Source organism: Providencia sp. M-27, from assembly GCF_011077905.1.
Classification (GTDB): domain Bacteria; phylum Pseudomonadota; class Gammaproteobacteria; order Enterobacterales; family Enterobacteriaceae; genus Providencia; species Providencia huaxiensis.
Genome location: NZ_JAALBT010000001.1, coordinates 522,562 through 540,529, shown reverse-complemented (window position 1 = coordinate 540,529; position 17,968 = coordinate 522,562). Strand labels below are relative to the sequence as shown.

Sequence of the window (17,968 nt, the reverse complement as noted above, 5' to 3'; positions counted from 1 at the left end):
TCTACATGTCATCAAATCATTCATCAGAAGGCCTACGCGCAGAACTCAAAGCGTTAGCTGACTCTCTTGAAGCTGTATTGAATGATACAGGCGAGAAATCGAAAGAAGAGATTGAAAGCTTGAAATCCAAAGCGAAAGACGCACTTTGCTCATCTCGCGCTAAACTCGGTCAAACGACTGAAAGGATCACTGAACAAACTAAAGAAATTGCGGGCCGCGCAGACAACTATGTCAAAGAAAACCCATGGACTGGTATCGGTATCGGTGCTGCTGTTGGTGTGGTTCTTGGCGTACTTCTCGCGAAACGTTAATGACTTATGGAACAAAATCAACAACGTCAGGGCCCCGGTAAAGGGGTCCTTGAAATACTGCAGCGTATCGCGAGTATCACCGTTAATATTGTTGAAACTCGCCTTCAGCTCATTGCTGTTGAGCTTGAAGAAGAAAAAGTTAATTTTATCCAACTGCTATTGTTAGTTGGGCTAGCGCTTCTTTTTACTGCTTTTGGTCTAATGTGTCTAATTGGACTCATTTTTTGGTCTGTAGACCCTGTTTATCGTTATCAAGCACTGGCGATAACAACAGGATGTTTAGTTCTACTCGCCATTATTTTTGCTATTTGGGCCCTCAAAAAAGCGAAGCAATCTACCTTATTGAGCTCCACACGGGAGCAATTAAGCCAAGATGCAAGTGCATTAGCAGGTAAGGATAATGACCAGAAATAAACGCCAATTACTTGCCGCAAAAAAACAGCGATTACTCAACAGAATTGAGCAGCAACGGAGCGACCTTGCTGCAAGTTCTGAAGATTGGCTACATGTGACAGCCCCTTATGACCGCACATGGAAAACCTTGGTTACCTTCCGCCCTTTATTTATTGCGGCAACAGGCCTGCTTTCAATTTATTCACTGAAAAGACCACAGCGCATACTCCAATTAGGGAAAAAAGCCTTCACGATGTGGGGCATAGCAAGAACAATTCAAAGTACGATCAATGCAGGAAAGAAATAGTTTCAATTAAAATCAATATGTTAAATTAAAACTCATCACTTTAGCTAGTTCTCTCTCCATCTCCATTCAATTTTTTTGACTATCTTTGTTAATAAGCTTTGCTTTTTATTGAAAAAGCAAATGACTACTATAAGTCCATCAAATGTTTTCTTGCCTATTTGTGCTGAAAACAACATTACAAAGCGACACATATCGCAAATAATTTATATTTAATGGCTTATTAGTCTGGAGAATCTTAATGAAAAATTTAGAAAGTGGTGCGGTATTGTTAGCTCGTATTATGATGCCAATTCTGTTCATTGTTGCTGGGTATGGAAAACTGGGAGATGCATACGCAGGAACACAGCAATACATGCAAGCAATGGGTGTTCCAGGCTTTTTATTACCGTTAACCATTTTATTAGAACTTGGTGGTGGCCTAGCCATTCTGTTCGGTTTCTTAACTCGAACTGTTGCCCTATTTACTGCAGGCTTTACCGTATTAACGGCGCTACTGTTCCATATCGACTTTAGCGTGGCACCAAACAGCTTAATGTTTATGAAAAACTTTACTATTGCAGGCGGTTTCTTACTGTTAGCTGTGACTGGCCCAGGGAAATTTAGTATTGACCATTTATTAAATAAAAAATGGTAACTCCGATTTCATTACACCCTTATTGATTTAGTTTATTTTTGTCCAATTTGTACCTCCTTCGGGAGGTATTTTTTTGCCTAAAATAAAGGTTTTGGCTCAGCTGAAGGAAATTTATTTAGGTAAGGAGTTTTCAGTTATTGTTTTAGGGGGCTGCATAATCAAGCCTTACTCGTAAACTCTAAATAGTTTGAGTTGTAAGTAGGCGGCAAATGAGTCTCAATTTATTTTTTCAGCTACGGGCTAACTTTTAAATAATTCGTGCTACAACTGAGCTATGACTGAGATAGTTTTACTCTTTTGAACCGCTACCAGCAAACCCTACTCGTAAACTCTAAATAGTTTGAGTTGTAGGTAGGCAGCAAATGAGTCTCAATTTATTTTTTCAGCTACGGGCTAACTTCTAAATAATTCGTGCTACAACTGAGCTATGACTGAGATAGTTTTACTCTTTTGAACCGCAACCAGCAAACCCTACTCGTAAACTCTAAATAGTTTGAGTTGTAGGTAGGCGGCAAATTGAGTCATCCCGTGAGCATACATAAGTATGTGACTCGGGTGACTCAATGAAGCCAACACCCCTACGGCTCAAAATATAACGAGTTTACACTCTAAATAATTTTGGGATCTCTCGGAGACACCACGACTTAGCCTCCCCCATACTATCTCTACGCCACGCCATAATAATATTCGTCTCATGGCTAAACTCAGCGCCAACCACCTTCAAACGCCCTTCACGAATATCTTGCTCAACCATTGGGTACGGCATCGTCGCAACACCAAGGCCGGCCAACAGTGCATTGTGTTTATCTTCAATCGTCGACACCGTTAATCGTTGTTGCTTATCCAACAACTGCACCGTTATCACAGGCCGCTCACGTGCGGTATCAGCCACTGCGATCCCACGGTACTTCACTCGAGTCGCATCAGATAACGGTTCTGGCTCTTGGTGAATGGGATGATCCGGGCTCGCCACGTAAATATGATTAATGGTATATAACGATTTAGAGTTAATCTCTGAAGATGATCGGAAATGCATATCAGGGGCAATCACGATATCCGCTTTACCACTTTCAAGGCGCTCCCATGCGCCCGCTAAAACCTCAGTAATTAAAGATAACTGTGTTTCTGATTTTTCCGCCAATCGTTCCACCAGCGGAAAAAGAGAATGAACAGGAACTAGCGCCTCGCACACGATGGTTAAATGCGTTTCCCATCCTTTTGCCAGGGCTTCTGCATCAGATGTTAGCTTATCAGCGGCTTCAAGTAGGATCCTCCCTCTATCAAGTAACATCCTACCGACATTAGTAAACTTAGTTCTATGCCCTGAACGGTCAAATAAAATGACATCGAGCTCTTCTTCTAATTTTTGCATGGTATAACTCAGCGCAGAAGGAACTCGCCCCAATTCTTCAGCGGCTGCAGCAAAACTACCACGGCGGTCGATTGCATCCATAACCCTTAATGATTCAAGTGTTAATGCTCTCTCTTTACTCATGAAGCTTCTCTTTCAGGAAATTTGAACAAGGGAAACAGATTAACTGGCTAACAATTCAACGTCCAGCTATTTATTATAACAATAGATTATTAACTTATTTATTTTCGATAGGGGGTTAACCATTATGATGATACTAAGACCCGCTAATCATTGCGGCAAAGCTGATTATGGTTGGCTACAAGCGCGTTATTCCTTTTCATTTGGTCATTATTTTGACCCAGACTTTATGGGTTTTAAAACACTCAGAGTGCTGAATCAAGAAGTTATCGCGCCACAAAATGCATTACAGCCAAGAACCTACCCACATGTCGATATCTTAAATATCATCCTAAAAGGGCATGCGGAGTATCGTGATAGCTCAGGTAATACTATCCAAGCGAATGAAGGTGAATGTGTGCGTTTTTCACCGCGCCCAGACCTCAGCTACAGTGAACAAAATGTGTGTCCCAAAACACCGCTAACGCGTTTACAGCTCTGGCTAAATGCTTGCCCACAGCAAGAATCGTTACCTTTGCAAAAAATAACCATTAATGAAAATGAGAATAAACTTATCGCATCTCCTGATGGGGAGGAGGAAAGTATTCAATTACGTCAACAAATTTGGATCACCCAAATTCATTTGGCGGCCAATGAATCATCAGCGATAACGCTAAAAGGAAGAAACTCATTCCTTCAATCTATACATGGTGGAGCAACATTGCGTACACCAAAAGGCGAGCAGTTAGGAATGAATTGCAATGACGGGGCGTTTATCCAAGACGATAATCAAGTCATCATTAGTGCAGATAAACCGTTTAGAGGCCTGTTAATCGACCTTGGGGAATAAAAACTCCTCCCTTCCAGCTATAACAGCATGAATTTTGCGAACGGATTCGCAAATTTCATGATTTACATATCCTACATATTGACACGCTTGTGTTAGAGTCCTGCCATTAGCGAGCAAAAAACACGTAATTTTCTTGCTCAAATTCTTAATGAGGTTGTGCCTCAAGACGAATTAGCAAAAAACTTTTCGGTTTCTACTCGAACTATTCGTTCTGATATCAATGAAATCAATGAATTGATACAGCCATATAGTGCACATATTGTGTATGAGCGAGGTCGTGGTTACCGATTGAAAATTGAAGATGAAGCCCTATTTGCCACTTTTACGCAGCAAAATGATGAAGACAATCATATTCCTCGTACGAGCAAAGAGCGCATTGATGCGCTGCTATTAAAGCTCTTAATGCTATCACTCCCCGTAAAGCTTGATGATATCGCTGAAGAGTGGTTTATCAGCCGCGGTACATTACAGCAAGATATGGGCGCGGTGCGAGAACAGCTTCAGAAATACCAAATTGCGTTAGAAAGTATTCCTCATCAAGGCATTCGTTTAAACGGTAGCGAGTGGGCGGTTCGAGCTTGTATGACCGAAACTTTATGGCGTCGTTATTCCGCACAGATAACGCCTGATTTATCCACTTTCCGTCCTGATTGCCTTGATAATTTAGACCTGACATACATCGATAAAGTTTTGCATAACAGTATGAATCGCTTTGATATTCGTATTAGTAATGAAGGGCATTTGTACTTGGTTTTTAATTGTGCAGTCACTATTTTACGCATCACTCGCGGCCATGAACTCACCACCGCTGTCAAAGATGATGACAGTGAAGAAGCGATCCGCAAAGCCTGTGGTGAAATATCTAAAGGATTAATCTACTTCCTTGGTAATGACCTTTCAGGGGCAGAACTTAGCTATTTACATGACCAAATTATCGCCCAACGCATTAGTCACCAAGACTCTAGCACGCAAAAAAATGGAACGCATAATGAGCTATGCGAATATATTTTAAATTACATTAATGAATTATATAATTATGATTTGCGTAACGATGAAAAGCTCAAAAAAGATCTCAATACGCATCTCGCTGCGTTGATCACTCGCTTGCAATACCATATTTCCACACCAAATCCATTACTTTCTGATATAAAACAATATTATCCTTTTGCCTATGACGTCACACTAAGCGCATTGACCAGTGCCAGCAAGCAGTTACTCCCTCATCCAATCAGCGAGGACGAATTAGGTTATTTAGCGGTGCATATCGGTGTCAGTCTTGAAAGAAATTATGGCGCAGGCTCAATACGACAAACGGAAGTACTGGTGGTAACAGATGCAGGAAACTCCACGTTTCGCGTGGTTGAATCTAAAATCATGCGTGAATTTCCACAGCTCAAATTTAGCAGAGGGTTAACGTTACAAGAGTACGAGTCCTTGGATGAAGTCTCTGAAGATTTCGTCATTACCACGGTGCGAATTTCAGAGAAAAACAAGCCTGTCATTAAAATCGCGCCTTTTCCGACCCCCTATCAGCTAGAGCAAGTTGGCCGCCTAGCGATGGTTGACCAAACCCGCCCTTACATTATTGAGCGTTTTTTTGATGAACGGTTCTTCATGGTCATTAATGAAAAAATTAGCCAAGAAGCGCTCTTTCAAATGGTTTGCCATAAATTACAGCAAGAAGGCTATGTCACACCCGATTTTTACCCTTCACTGCAAGAGCGTGAGTCAATTGTTTCCACATTGCTCGGGGAAGGCATTGCATTGCCCCACTCTTTAGGGCTACTTGCCAATAAAACGGTAGTTGCAACCGTTGTCGCCCCCAAAGGCATTGAGTGGAATAAAGAAACCAAAGAGAACGCTTATGTCATTTTCTTACTCGCGATAAGTAAAACAGACTATGAAGAAGCAATGGCTATTTATGATTTATTCGTTACCTTTGTAAAAGAAAAAACGACTCGTCGCTTAGTCAGTGTCAAAAATTTCAATGAATTCCAGGTGATAGCTAAAGATAGCTTAGCGCGTATCCTTTAATTTGATAGCAACTTCCACTTTTTAGCGGAAAAGAGGAGGTTGCTGATTTTTACGTGATCCTAAGCACAACTCTCACAAATATTTTCCTATCCTAAACGGCCTGTTTTACACACAAAACGACTAAGTGGAAGCAATTACAACTAATGTAAAATAATTTCCATTTATAATTTCCACTTTCCTTTCCAGTTCATTTTTTTATTTCCATTTTTTAGTTAAAAAAATAATCAATTGATAAATAACATATTTTATTCACAGTATTGTTATTTTTATCCTTTTTAGAGAGTTGATTAATGTCAATTTTTCCACTTAATTTCCAAATAGAACAAAAAACACACCAAATATACACTCGTTAGCTTCCAAACAATTTCCACTTACAAGTGGAAATTCCCTGCCTGCAAAAAATACGAATAAGCGTCTAATGTATAAGACATGAAGGAACAGAGTAGTCTAACTTGCAATATTACTTTGGATTTTAAATAGTTATGAGTGAATCAGTTGTCGTTTTTAAAATGTTAGAACATAACCTTGATATTGATGAGGTGACACAAAAACTGCTAGCAGTGATTACTGACTGGCTCAAGCAGGAGGGCTGCTATACCACAGATGTACAACAACAAATGTTGGAGTCTCATTTACGTGCCATGGTCGGTAGAGCAAAAACGGGTGAAGCCTTACCAGAAGTCGATATCAGCCTATTCGATGAAATTTCTGAACATTCGATTACGCTCGCACAACGGGTCGTTGACACACTTCCCGGTTTAGCACCTGAAGAGACCTATTTACTCTCTGTTCACTTTGAAGTCGCACGTTCAAATGATTAATTACTAATTTTGTAGGATTTGGAGAATATTTTATGAAACAGATAGTTGTTGTTATCGGTGACCGTTTAGGTAAAGGCCAAAAAGTGGCTGCAGGTGTTGAAGCTGCCGGTGGTAAAGCTGTTGTTGTTCCGGGTGTCGCTGCTGACATGAAACTCGGTGATGTCATGAACGCAGAGCAAGCTGATTTAGGTATCTCATTTTGTGGTAGTGGTGGCGCTGGCGCAATTACCGCTCAAACGAAATATGGCTATAAAGCTCGCTATGGGATGCGCTCTATTGAAGAGGGAGAAACCGCGATTGCAGACGGTTGCAATGTATTAGGTTTCGGTTTTATGGACAAGGAAGAGTTAGGCGAGCGCTTGGTAAAAGCATTCAATAAAAAATACGGCAAGGCGACACTAAGCAAAAAGCGATAGCTGACGCCTTAAATTCAATTCAAAAAACCGTACTTAAAAACAGCACAGACATCATCCTACGGATAGAACCAAAGGATGTTGAAGTGATTAGTGCTCACTCTCATTCGCGGACAGAAAAATTTCTCTTTCTCTTTTTGCCACGCAAACGTGAACATTTTCGTGTTGTACTCGACGTTTCGCTGGATGTCACTTTACTTTCTGTCAACGAAATACCATTTACAGAACAATAATAGCAATCAGGTCTGGAGTTAATTCCATGAGTGAAACTGCATCTTTTTTAGAAATATTGGGTATATCCCTAATCATCGGTGGGCTCTGCGGCTTTGGCTTAGGCGCAGGGGCTGCGCGTATGTTCCACGCGCCAACCATACAGGGCATGGGGGCATTCCGTACATTGGGTGAGCTGAACGCTTGTGAAGGAGATCCCGCATCTCACTTTTCTTTCGGCTTAGGGTTCTTCTTTAACGCATGGGCATCGTCAGTTGCTGCAGGGGCATTTACACAAGACGTTGACCACCGCATCATCCCAAACTGGGGGGCCGCAGCGTTACTAACCAAAAACCGTAGCGTTGCTGACACACTGCATAACCCGAAAAAAATGGCTATCGCTTGTGCCATCATCGGGGCACTCGTTGTTGCCTTCTTGAACACTACCGCTTCTGCAGTTCCGGCTGCTCTGCAAACAACAGCCATTAACGTACTAGTGCCTGCCGCAAACTTGCTCGTTAACACAGTGATGCCAGTTATCTTCTGGTTAGCCGCTATGGATGCAGGCCGCCGTTCAGGTTTCTGGGCAACGCTATTTGGTGGTTGTGCCCAATTAATCATGGGTAATGCCATCCCTGGTTTAGTTTTAGGTATCTTGATCGGTAAAGGCGTTGATGACAACGGCTGGAACCGTATCACTCGCACAATGATGGTAACAGTCGTTCTGCTGTTTGTTCTTAGCGGCTTCTTCCGTGAATTCGACCTGAAGATGATCACCTCTTTCAACCTAGATAAACCATTGTGGCTTGAATACGTCCACGGTCTGCTGAGCGGGAAATAATCATGACAACTGAAATTAACAAACAAGATTTTTGGTATGCAGAATGGTCCTTCCCGATTTTTGTTGGGCTGTTATCAGCGGGGATCTTCGCAGGTACCCACATGTATGTCGTCTACGGCTTTGGAGCATTTAACGAAGTGGCGTTCGTCGCCATGTTACGTGCGGGCTTAGATACCGGAGTTTATGGTGCGGTTGCCGCATTTGGTGCGAGTTTCCTATTTGCTCGGATTATCGAAGGCTCACTGGTAGGTATTTTAGATATCGGTGGCGCGCTACAAACCGGTATTGGCCTCGGTGTTCCCGCCTTATTTTTAGCCGCGGGTTGGGATTTTTTAGTCACTAACTTCTGGATGTCGTTACTAACTGGCTTATTTCTTGGCGTATTAATCGGCTTACTGATTGTATTTGCACGTAAATTCACGATTGCTCAGGCTAACTCAACCTTTGGTGCTGACGTCATGATGGGTGCGGGTAATACCTCCGGCCGTTTCTTAGGTCCACTAATTATTTTAGCCGCGATGGCCGCATCCATTCCAATCGGAATTGGCTCTTTAATTGGCGCATTGATTTTCTATGTATGGCAAAAACCCGTTGCCGGCGGGGCAATTTTAGGGGCGATGTTGTTCGGTTATTTCTTCCCAATCGTCGCCTAACTCGTATCCTCCCGGAGCATCTGCTCCGGGTTACTAAATAACATCATTAAAAACAGGCTCGAAATAGTTCAAAGAGTAGCATAAGAGTAACCAACAACGCTGCGGTTGACATCATAAAGAGGACAACTATGTACACCCTAATCATCAAGCATGGCAAATGTATCGATGGCACCATAATCGACATTCTTATTAGAGATGGAAAAATCGAAGCGGCAGGCCCTGAATTAGCGAATAATCAGCAAGCCGAAAAAGTCATTGACCTACAAGGAAAAACTTATGTCAGTGCTGGGTGGATTGACTCTCATGCTCATTGCTTTGTTGAGTCACCTATTTACTTCGATGACCCTGATTTAGCAGGAGCCGCTGGCGGAGTTACCTCACTGGTTGATGCAGGTAGTGTCGGTGCTGATGATATTGATAAATTTTATCAGCTCACCCAGAAATCAAAAACGAATGTCTTTTCTCTACTGAATATTTCGCGTATTGGCATCATTGCACAAAATGAACTGTCCGATATGAACAACATCAATGAAACCTGCTTTCAAGACGCTATCGAACGCCACTCAGGCTTTGTCGTTGGTATGAAAGCCCGTATGAGTAAAAGCGTGGTGGGTGAAAATGGCATTGCCCCACTGGTTAAAGCCAAAGAAATGCAAAAAAAACATCATCTTCCACTCATGGTACACATTGGCAACAACCCACCGGATATCGATGAAGTCGCTGACTTACTGACGCGCGGCGATATCATCACTCACTGCTTTAACGGTAAACCCAATAAAATTTTAGGCGAAGATGGCTATCTAAAACCGTCAATTGCTCGCGCTTTAGCGCGCGGTGTCATATTGGATGTTGGCCATGGTGGTGAAAGTTTCAGCTTTAAAGTTGCCGAACAAGCAATGCGTATCGGCACTTACCCTGACATCATCAGTTCAGATATTTACCACCGCAACCGCGTTAATGGCCCAGTTTATAGTCTCGCTTTTGTGATGACTAAATTCCTGTGTATGGGTTTTAGTGCGGAACAAGTGCTTCGCTGTGTGACCGAAAAAGCGGCCAATTTCTTATCTTTGCCAGCGAAAGGGTATTTAAGGCCAGGCTTTGATGCCGACATTACCCTTTTTGACCTCAAAGAAGAGCAAACTGAGCTCACCGATGCAGAAGGCGAACAGCGTATAGGCACACACCGCTTCGTACCGTTGGCCGCTATCGTCGGTGGAAAACACATTATTCATGCACAAGGTGAATCCGAACATGCAATCGATTTATGATAAATATCAGTTAAAACACGTTATTAATGCTTCTGGCCGCATGACAATCCTTGGTGTTTCAACGCCAACGCCAGAAGTTGTCGAACGTGTTGCTTACGGCCTAAATAATTATTTTGAAATTAAAGACTTAGTTAACAAAACTGGCGAATACATTGCTAGTCTATTAAACGTTGAAGCTGCAGTTGTTGTTTCCTGTGCATCTGCTGGTATTGCACAAGCGGTTGCGGCAGTCATTGTACAAGATGACGATGATTTACTGCTCAATTTGCATTCATCCGACAAAGTGGTTCCACGTGAAATTATTTTACCTAAAGGCCATAACGTTAACTTTGGAGCCCCTGTCGACACAATGGTGAGCTTAGGTGGTGGTAAAGTGGTAGAAGCGGGTTTTGCTAATGAGTGCAACGCTGCTCAATTAGCTGCAAAAATCACCCCCAATACCGCTGCTATTTTGTATATCAAATCGCACCATACCGTACAAAAAAGCATGTTGACAGTTGAACAAGCCGCCAAAGTGGCTCATGACCACCAGCTCCCTCTGATTGTTGATGCTGCTGCTGAAGAAGAGCTCACGGCTTACTACCAAGCTGGTGGTGATATTGTGATTTACAGTGGCGCAAAAGCGATTGAAGGCCCAACAAGCGGCCTTGTTATCGGTAAAAAACAGTATGTTGAGTGGGTAAAGCGCCAAAGCCAAGGTATTGGCCGTGCGATGAAAGTGGGCAAAGAAGGTATTTTGGGCCTCACCCTTGCTATCGAACAGTATCTCACTGCGACAAAAGAGACGGGCGCAGAGATGGTCAATCGAATGAGTCAATTCATCAGCGATTTAAATGCGATTAAAGGTATCTCCGCCCAAATCGTCTGGGATGCTGCGGGACGTGATATTGCTCGCACTGAAATTAGCTTTGATGAAAAAACGATAGGCAAAACCACTTACCAAATCATGGCTGAATTAAAGCAAGGTGATACCGCGATTTACTTCCGTGAATACAAAGCCAACGAAGGAAAAGTAGAAGCTGACATTCGTAGTGTCAGTACTGAGCAACTTAATGTTATTTCAAAGAATATTCGTTTGTTAGTAGAAGGAATTTAAGATGAAATTGTCACCGAATTTTTATCGTGACCGTGTCTGTTTAAACGTTTTGGCGGGCAGCCATCAAAATGCAAAAGATATCTATGCCGCAGCAGAAACCTTTGTTGTTGTTGGTGTTTTATCTAAAAATTACCCTGACTTAGAAAGCGCGATTGCTGATATGCGCATTTATGCACAAGAAACGGATAATGCGTTATCTGTTGGCCTTGGTGCTGGCGATCCAAACCAATCCACTATGGTATCGTTGATTTCAAAAGAAGTTCAGCCACAGCACGTAAACCAAGTCTTTACTGGTGCACCGATTAGCCGTGCATTGTTAGGCCAAAATGAAACCTTCGTTAACGCATTGATTTCACCAACAGGTACCGTTGGTATGGTTAAAATTTCAACTGGCCCACTAAGTTCTCAAGCGCCAGATGGCATTGTGCCGATTGAAACTGCCATTATGATGCTTAAAGACATGGGAGCTGACTCTGTTAAATTCTTTAATATGAAAGGGCTAACTTATATTGAAGAATATAAAGCCATCGCCAAAGCGTGTGCTGAATTTGATTTTTCTTTAGAGCCTACAGGCGGTATTGATTTAGATAATTTTGCCGAAATTTTGCAAATTGCCCTCGATGCTGGCGTGAAGAAAATCATTCCTCATATTTATAGTTCAATCATTGATAAAGAATCGGGCAATACTCGTCCAGAAGATGTGCGTCAATTATTGCAGATGGTTAAGCAAGCGGTTAATTGATGCGGTAGTGAGTAGTAAGTAAGAAAATAAATATAAGCGAGACGTTATAATATAAGTCATTGTCACAATGACGAAACAATAAATCCCCCACTCATCAAATATGAGCGGGGGATTTTTTACTATGAGTTAATGACCTATCGTTCTTGCATTCGGTATAATATGAAACCAATAATTATCAGGCACTGGGCTACCCCAAACGCCAAAATACATGGCAATTCCAATGGTTATAAATAAAATTGCTAAGGTTAAAATGGCCATCAGCATACCCGATAACCGAAACTGACGTTTTTTTGTTGGCACTTGCAATGAAAAATCTAGCGTTGATGCAACAGGGCAAGATTCCACGCACGTCATACATCCCGTGCACTCCACTGTTTTTACCGTAATTAACTTGTCGACAGGGATCCGTGACGGGCAATTTTTCGCACATTTTCCACAATCAATGCAGCTTTCCCTATTTCTGCGAATTTTAAACGGTGAAAATAACGAAAATAGCCCTAATAATGCACCATAAGGACATAAATAACGGCACCAAGCGTTACGAATAAACAAGCTTGCCACCACTAAAACGACCACAGTGATAAGCGCAAATAAGCTAATATAGCGAAAGAAATCCAACATTTTTACGTCAATAATGATCCCATAAGGGGACATCATAAAATATTGGATCATCTGCGCAGACATGGAAAATGCAATATAAAGAAAGAAACCTAATAATAAATATTTTAGGCCTCTTAAAGGGATATCGAGCCATTTAGGTAAACTGATTTGGTTTTGATAACGAAAGAGTTTTTTCCCTAACTTACCTGTGTACTCTGATATTGTGCCAATCGGGCACATCCATGAACAGAATGCTTTTTTGAACAGCAAGCTAATCACGATAAAAGAAACTAAAAGAAACATTGAGGCCGCATGAATGACAGGAAAGCTGCCCGTTTCCAACGTATATTTTAAATTCATTAGCCCAGCAATCGGCAGCCAGCCTTCAATTCCACCAGGGCGAGGAAGATAAAGGGTTGCCCCACCCGTTTCATAGTAACGAACCCAGTAATAGAAAGTAATACCGATATAAAGGTTAATTGCTAACAGTGTTACCTGTACAAATTTACGCCAAGTTGACGCGTTTCGCCAATCATTCCAAGGGAGCTTTCCTCCTGTTGTACCGGGGCGACGTTGGTACCTTATACGTGGTTTTTCTATCATGTCCGCACATCTCTTTAACATGCATTATAAATACCACTATTCTATTTACATATTCAGAGAGCGTATTGATTTGCATCAGAGGGTTATGATCTTGATGATTTGATGATTTGATGCTTTGATACTTTGATACTTTGATACTTTGATACTTTGATACTTTGATACTTTGATACTTTGATACTTTGATACTTTGATACTTTGATACTTTGATACTTTGATACAGCGAATGGTGAAGACAAACAAGATAAGTATTTTGATATTAAATAAAAAGATTATGATTTTTTCTAAATAATTCGAGTTGTGCCACGGCGGCAAAATGAGGAAATCCCTAGGAGCATACACCAGTATGTGACTAGGGTTGACGAATGAAGCCAACACAGGCACAGCTTGAAGTATGACGAAAAAAAGGAGCATACACCAGTATGTGACTCGAGTTGCTAAATGCAGCCAACAAAGGTACAGCGCGAAATATGAAGAAAAAAGGGAGTTGGCCGATAAGCCGGGTTCTGTCATGGACAACCATTCATCTAGGCCAGCACTTGCGCACTGGCTCCAGCAACCTACCCGAGTTCAATGCGGGCCGCACCATATGAACCCCTATTTGGTCTTGCTCCGGGTGGAGTTTACCGTGCCACGAACTGTTACCAGTCGCGCGGTGCGCTCTTACCGCACCCTTTCACCCTTACCTGATCCTGTAAACAGGCCATCGGCGGTTTGCTCTCTGTTGCACTAGTCGTAGGCTCGCGCCTCCCAGACGTTATCTGGCACCCTGCCCTATGGAGCCCGGACTTTCCTCCCCTCTCCCCGTCTCCCGAAGGGACTACGATAAAGCAGCGGTTGTCTGGCCAACTCCGCGGCGAATTATAGGCACTTTACTGTGTCTTGTACAGACTCTAACGACTTTCATTTACCACTTATATAAATGAACTCGTCTATTTGCTCAAGAATCATTCATCAGCTTGATTATCAAGCATCAATTTATACAACATATTTTTCTTGAGGCCATAAATTTCAGCCGTGATTGCAGCCGCTTTTTTCGGTGGTAACTCTTTTTGTAATAAATTCAAGGTACGAACTACATCCGGTGAAATTGCTGAATCATCTTCAGGCTTCTTATATCCTTCAACAATTAACACCATTTCGCCGCGGTGACGATTCTCATCTTCTTTTACCCAAGCGAGCAACTCCCCTACGGGGCGGCCTTCAATGGACTCCCACGTCTTAGTGATTTCTCGCGCTAAAACAACATGGCGCTCCGGTCCCCAGACTTCCACCATATCTGCTAAACTGTCTAACAAACGGTGGGTTGATTCATAGAAAATCAGCGTGCGAGTTTCTTGTTCGAGTGATTGTAAAACATCTTTACGGCCTTTTGTTTTTGCGGGTAAAAATCCTTCATAACAAAAACGGTCTGAGGGCAAACCTGCGGCAGATAACGCAGTGATAGCGGCACAAGGCCCCGGTAAAGGTACAACTCGAATACCCGCTTCGCGGCAACGATTGACGAGATGATAACCCGGATCATTAATTAAAGGTGTACCAGCATCGGAGACTAATGCGATACTATCGCCTTGTTGAAGTCGACTAATTAATTGATCTGCCTTTTGCTGTTCATTATGATCATGCAGAGCAAACAACCGTGCATTTATCGCAAAATTCTGTAATAGAATGCCTGAATGCCGAGTGTCCTCTGCAGCAATAAGGTCAACATGTTTAAGAACATCCAACGCGCGTTGCGTGATATCCTTCATATTACCAATTGGGGTAGGAACGATATACAGCGTGGATGCCATAACCACAGCTTGATTAGGTTGGTTCATTGTTTCATCCAAATAGCCGGTTTAAAATTAAGCAATTGAAAAATACACCATTGGATACAGTATGCGTCCTTCAATTTTTTTGCATTTGAAAAAAGGGTTAATGTGCACAGCAATGCTGTCCACATTTGCACTGTCAGGGTGCCAAATTGTCTCGGAATATTTTCCGTCAACCCAAAAAACGCCTGAGCAAAGCACATCTGATAATGCTAGCCATTACCAAGCAATCATCGATGCTGCACAAGGTAAGCCTTCAATGGAGGCGATACGCGCCTACATTAGCCAAGAACCTTTATTAAAAACAGCCGCTGAACGCCAAGCTAATATTGATGGGTTATGGCAGATGTTAACACAGTTAACGCCAGAACAAATTCATGGCGTTGGTGCCGATGAAAATATTCTCCAAGGCTGGGTCGATCTTTTAGATATTTATCAAAATAACCGAGATGACACAGATGCCTTACTCGCTGGCTATAACGATTGGAAAATGCGTTATTCAAATAACCCAGCAGTAACGACAACGCCGACTCTTTTGCAGCAAGCCATGATACCTCAAGTGGGTAAAACCCCTAAGATTGCTTTATTTTTACCCATGAGTGGCCAAGGGCAAGTATTTGGCCAAGCGATCATGCAAGGCTTTATGGATGCGCAAAAAGGCCTACCTCAAGGGTCTGCCCCTCAAGCTGCCGTAACACCAGCGAGTAGTGGAAATGATGTCCTCGACCAAATCTATGAACAAGTTGCGGCAACCACAGGTAATGCCCCTACTACTAGCGATAGCGATGTAGTGACATCCGCTTTGCGTATCGATGCCGCCCCTGTGAACACCCAAAGCGTCAAGGTGTTTGATACGACAAACAAGCAAATGCCTGAGCTCATTGAACAAGCAAAAAATGAAGGCTTTAATCTCATTGTTGGGCCATTATTAAAAAGTGATGTTCAAACCATTACCCAAATGGGGGCACCTGTCAGTGTGCTCGCGCTCAATGAACTTGATGCGAACCAATTACAGCCTCGACCAAATCTTTGCTATTTTTCATTATCGCCAGAAGATGAAGCACAAAATGCAGCGGCTTACATGAAAGCTGAGGGCAAGCAAATGCCATTGGTATTAGTTCCCGCTAATGCTTTCGGTGATAGGATAGCCAAAGCCTTTGCCCAAGGGTGGCAAGAAAAAGGCGGCGGGACCGTTCTAATGCAAACCTTTGGCTCAGTCCCTTCTTTAAAAGAGTCAATTAATCGTGGTACAGGGATCCGTATGACTGGAACGCCAGTGAATGCGGGTACACAGTCGATAGATACACAATCAATAGATCCACAATATATCGATTCAACAGGGGCGATTGACAGCGTTTATATTGTTGCTACTCGTGATGAGCTCACCTTAATCAAACCAATGATTGAAATGGCGATTAGCTCCCGCTCTCGTCCTGCGCTTTATACAAGCTCCCGTAGTAACCAAGCAGGGTCTGGTGCAGACTATCGCTTTGAAATGGATGGCGTTAAATTTAGCGAAATCCCTTTACTCGCAGGCGCAAACAATAACTTACGTAAACAAGCTCAACAAAAGCTGAGTAATGATTACTCTTTATTCCGTTTATATGCCATGGGTATTGATGCATGGTCTTTAGCCAACAATTACGACAAGCTGCAACAATCTGGGCAATTTCGTATCAATGGCGCATCCGGGATCTTAAGCACAACACCAAACTGTGTGGTGTACCGAGAATTACCTTGGCTGCAATTTAAACAAGGTAAAGTGGTTTCGGCGCAATAGCATCATTCAATACTTCACTTTTTTTCAGACAAGGACGTCATGAAAATTATGCCAAAAGCCATACAATGGTTAACAGGCCGGTACTATGAGAACCAAGTACTCGCTTTCCTGCAACAACAGGGATTAACATTTGTCGAACGTAATGCAAGGAACCGAGGCGGAGAAATCGACCTCATCATGCGAGATAATACAGGTTGGGTATTTGTTGAAGTTCGTTTTCGCAAAAATTGTGACTATGGAGATGCACTTTTATCAGTAAACTGGCACAAACGTCGAAAACTATTAGCTGCTGCTAAAATTTGGCTCTCAAAAAGACAAGAAAGTTTTGAAACTAGCGCATGCCGTTTTGATATCTGTGCCATCACGGGAAACCGGTTTGACTGGGTACAAAATGCATTCAACGAAAATGATGTTTATTAACAGATAAGATAGTCAGCTTTATACACTGTTCATGCAGTCAACAACGCTATAATTCAAATATAATGGTAATACACAAAATGATTTGAATTATATCGAGGCGACAAAGGAAAAACTCGTGCTAGACCGAATAAAAGTTTGCTTTACTGAAAGCATCCAAACTCAAATAGCAGCCGCTGAAGCGCTGCCTGATGCCATTTCAAGAGCCGCGATGATGATGGTTCAGTCTTTACTCAATGGCAACAAAATTTTATGTTGTGGTAATGGCGCTTCCGCTGCTACCGCACAACGTTTTGCTGCGAGTATGATCCATCGCTTTGAAACCGAGCGCCCTAGCTTACCCGCTTTAGCACTTAATACCGATAATGCCGTGTTAACTGCCATTTCGGGTAGTAAGCAACCTTCTGAAATTTATGCGAAACAAGTTAGAGCATTAGGCCAGCATGGCGATGTTTTGATGGCAATTTCAACCCATGGTAATAGCAGTGATATTATTAAAGCTGTTGAAGCTGCAGTCACTAGAGACATGACAATTGTCGCCTTAACAGGCTATGACGGAGGGGAACTCGCGGGTTTACTTGGCCCCCAAGATGTTGAAATTCGTATTCCATCCCAACGAAGTGTTCGAATTCAAGAAGTTCATCTTCTTACTGTAAATTGTCTGTGTGACCTCATAGATAATACTCTTTTCCCACATCAGGACGATTAAGGAG

At 42.4% G+C, this 17,968-nt stretch carries 20 protein-coding genes and 1 other RNA gene; 17 read left to right on the top strand and 4 right to left on the bottom strand.

Going from position 1 to position 17,968, the window contains the following annotated elements; translation table 11 throughout:
• Positions 1-5 precede the first annotated feature (5 nt).
• The 4 genes from G6Q48_RS02530 to G6Q48_RS02515 all read left to right on the top strand — a co-directional run bounded on the left by G6Q48_RS02530 (position 6) and on the right by G6Q48_RS02515 (position 1,645).
• On the top strand, positions 6-311 hold the full coding sequence (locus G6Q48_RS02530) for a DUF883 family protein (protein WP_166264349.1): 306 nt from the start codon (positions 6-8) through the stop codon (positions 309-311).
• Between the two features lie 6 nt (positions 312-317).
• Positions 318-725, top strand: a complete 408-nt coding sequence (locus G6Q48_RS02525) for a phage holin family protein (RefSeq protein WP_166264347.1) — start codon at positions 318-320, stop codon at positions 723-725.
• The gene (locus G6Q48_RS02520; protein ID WP_102137897.1) at positions 712-1,011 is read left to right on the top strand and encodes a YqjK-like family protein; all 300 of its coding nucleotides are present in this window, start codon (positions 712-714) and stop codon (positions 1,009-1,011) included. Before G6Q48_RS02525 ends, G6Q48_RS02520 begins: the two co-directional genes overlap by 14 nt.
• A 238-nt stretch (positions 1,012-1,249) precedes the next feature.
• Complete coding sequence (locus G6Q48_RS02515) at positions 1,250-1,645, top strand: DoxX family protein (protein ID WP_102137898.1); 396 nt, start codon at positions 1,250-1,252, stop codon at positions 1,643-1,645.
• A gap of 601 nt (positions 1,646-2,246) precedes the next feature.
• On the opposite strand, the gene G6Q48_RS02510 is transcribed toward G6Q48_RS02515, so the two are convergent.
• Positions 2,247-3,140, bottom strand: a complete 894-nt coding sequence (locus G6Q48_RS02510) for a LysR family transcriptional regulator (RefSeq protein ID WP_166264345.1) — start codon at positions 3,138-3,140, stop codon at positions 2,247-2,249.
• A 124-nt stretch (positions 3,141-3,264) separates the two neighbouring features.
• Here G6Q48_RS02510 and G6Q48_RS02505 point away from each other — a divergent pair, with 124 nt between their 5' ends.
• From G6Q48_RS02505 to dagF, 10 genes are all read left to right on the top strand, one after another.
• The gene (locus G6Q48_RS02505) at positions 3,265-3,966 is read left to right on the top strand and encodes a pirin family protein (protein WP_166264343.1); all 702 of its coding nucleotides are present in this window, start codon (positions 3,265-3,267) and stop codon (positions 3,964-3,966) included.
• Positions 3,967-4,122: 156 nt separating this feature from the next.
• Positions 4,123-6,000 carry a BglG family transcription antiterminator gene (locus G6Q48_RS02500; RefSeq protein ID WP_242685773.1) on the top strand — a complete coding sequence of 626 codons (1,878 nt, stop codon included), beginning with the start codon at positions 4,123-4,125 and terminating at the stop codon, positions 5,998-6,000.
• 482 nt (positions 6,001-6,482) lie between these two features.
• Positions 6,483-6,821, top strand: coding sequence for a transcriptional antiterminator (locus G6Q48_RS02495; RefSeq protein WP_102137902.1), 339 nt, complete (start codon positions 6,483-6,485; stop codon positions 6,819-6,821).
• A 32-nt stretch (positions 6,822-6,853) separates the two neighbouring features.
• A complete protein-coding gene (locus tag G6Q48_RS02490; protein ID WP_166264341.1) occupies positions 6,854-7,237 on the top strand; it encodes an SFCGS family glycine-rich protein in 384 nt (127 codons plus the stop codon).
• Positions 7,204-7,467: a DUF4312 family protein gene (locus tag G6Q48_RS02485; RefSeq protein WP_166264503.1), complete on the top strand. Its 264-nt coding sequence runs from the start codon at positions 7,204-7,206 to the stop codon at positions 7,465-7,467. The genes G6Q48_RS02490 and G6Q48_RS02485 overlap by 34 nt, the downstream gene beginning before the upstream one ends.
• Before the next feature lie 26 nt (positions 7,468-7,493).
• Positions 7,494-8,285 (top strand): DUF4311 domain-containing protein, encoded by a 792-nt coding sequence (locus G6Q48_RS02480; RefSeq protein ID WP_166264339.1) that lies wholly within the window; start codon positions 7,494-7,496, stop codon positions 8,283-8,285.
• A gap of 2 nt (positions 8,286-8,287) precedes the next feature.
• On the top strand, positions 8,288-8,938 hold the full coding sequence (locus G6Q48_RS02475; protein ID WP_004258187.1) for a DUF4310 family protein: 651 nt from the start codon (positions 8,288-8,290) through the stop codon (positions 8,936-8,938).
• Between the two features lie 128 nt (positions 8,939-9,066).
• Complete coding sequence (locus tag G6Q48_RS02470) at positions 9,067-10,206, top strand: amidohydrolase/deacetylase family metallohydrolase (protein ID WP_166264337.1); 1,140 nt, start codon at positions 9,067-9,069, stop codon at positions 10,204-10,206.
• Positions 10,190-11,302 carry a DgaE family pyridoxal phosphate-dependent ammonia lyase gene (locus G6Q48_RS02465; protein ID WP_166264335.1) on the top strand — a complete coding sequence of 371 codons (1,113 nt, stop codon included), beginning with the start codon at positions 10,190-10,192 and terminating at the stop codon, positions 11,300-11,302. The genes G6Q48_RS02470 and G6Q48_RS02465 overlap by 17 nt, the downstream gene beginning before the upstream one ends.
• A 1-nt stretch (position 11,303) precedes the next feature.
• Positions 11,304-12,044, top strand: coding sequence for a 2-dehydro-3-deoxy-phosphogluconate aldolase (dagF, locus tag G6Q48_RS02460; RefSeq protein ID WP_102137907.1), 741 nt, complete (start codon positions 11,304-11,306; stop codon positions 12,042-12,044).
• A 126-nt stretch (positions 12,045-12,170) separates the two neighbouring features.
• Here dagF and G6Q48_RS02455 read toward each other — a convergent pair whose 3' ends face one another.
• From G6Q48_RS02455 to rsmI, 3 genes are all read right to left on the bottom strand, one after another.
• A complete protein-coding gene (locus tag G6Q48_RS02455) occupies positions 12,171-13,247 on the bottom strand; it encodes a 4Fe-4S binding protein (RefSeq protein ID WP_166264333.1) in 1,077 nt (358 codons plus the stop codon).
• A 476-nt stretch (positions 13,248-13,723) separates the two neighbouring features.
• Positions 13,724-14,097: RNase P RNA component class A (gene rnpB, locus G6Q48_RS02450), an RNA gene on the bottom strand.
• A 94-nt stretch (positions 14,098-14,191) separates the two neighbouring features.
• Positions 14,192-15,064: a 16S rRNA (cytidine(1402)-2'-O)-methyltransferase gene (gene rsmI / locus G6Q48_RS02445; protein WP_166264331.1), complete on the bottom strand. Its 873-nt coding sequence runs from the start codon at positions 15,062-15,064 to the stop codon at positions 14,192-14,194.
• 61 nt (positions 15,065-15,125) lie between these two features.
• Between rsmI and G6Q48_RS02440 the strand changes: the two genes are divergently transcribed.
• From G6Q48_RS02440 to diaA, 3 genes are all read left to right on the top strand, one after another.
• Positions 15,126-16,838, top strand: a complete 1,713-nt coding sequence (locus tag G6Q48_RS02440; RefSeq protein WP_166264329.1) for a penicillin-binding protein activator — start codon at positions 15,126-15,128, stop codon at positions 16,836-16,838.
• Positions 16,839-16,877: 39 nt separating this feature from the next.
• On the top strand, positions 16,878-17,258 hold the full coding sequence (locus G6Q48_RS02435; RefSeq protein WP_102137911.1) for a YraN family protein: 381 nt from the start codon (positions 16,878-16,880) through the stop codon (positions 17,256-17,258).
• Between the two features lie 115 nt (positions 17,259-17,373).
• A complete protein-coding gene (gene diaA / locus G6Q48_RS02430) occupies positions 17,374-17,964 on the top strand; it encodes a DnaA initiator-associating protein DiaA (protein WP_004908326.1) in 591 nt (196 codons plus the stop codon).
• The last annotated feature ends 4 nt before the right edge of the window (positions 17,965-17,968 follow it).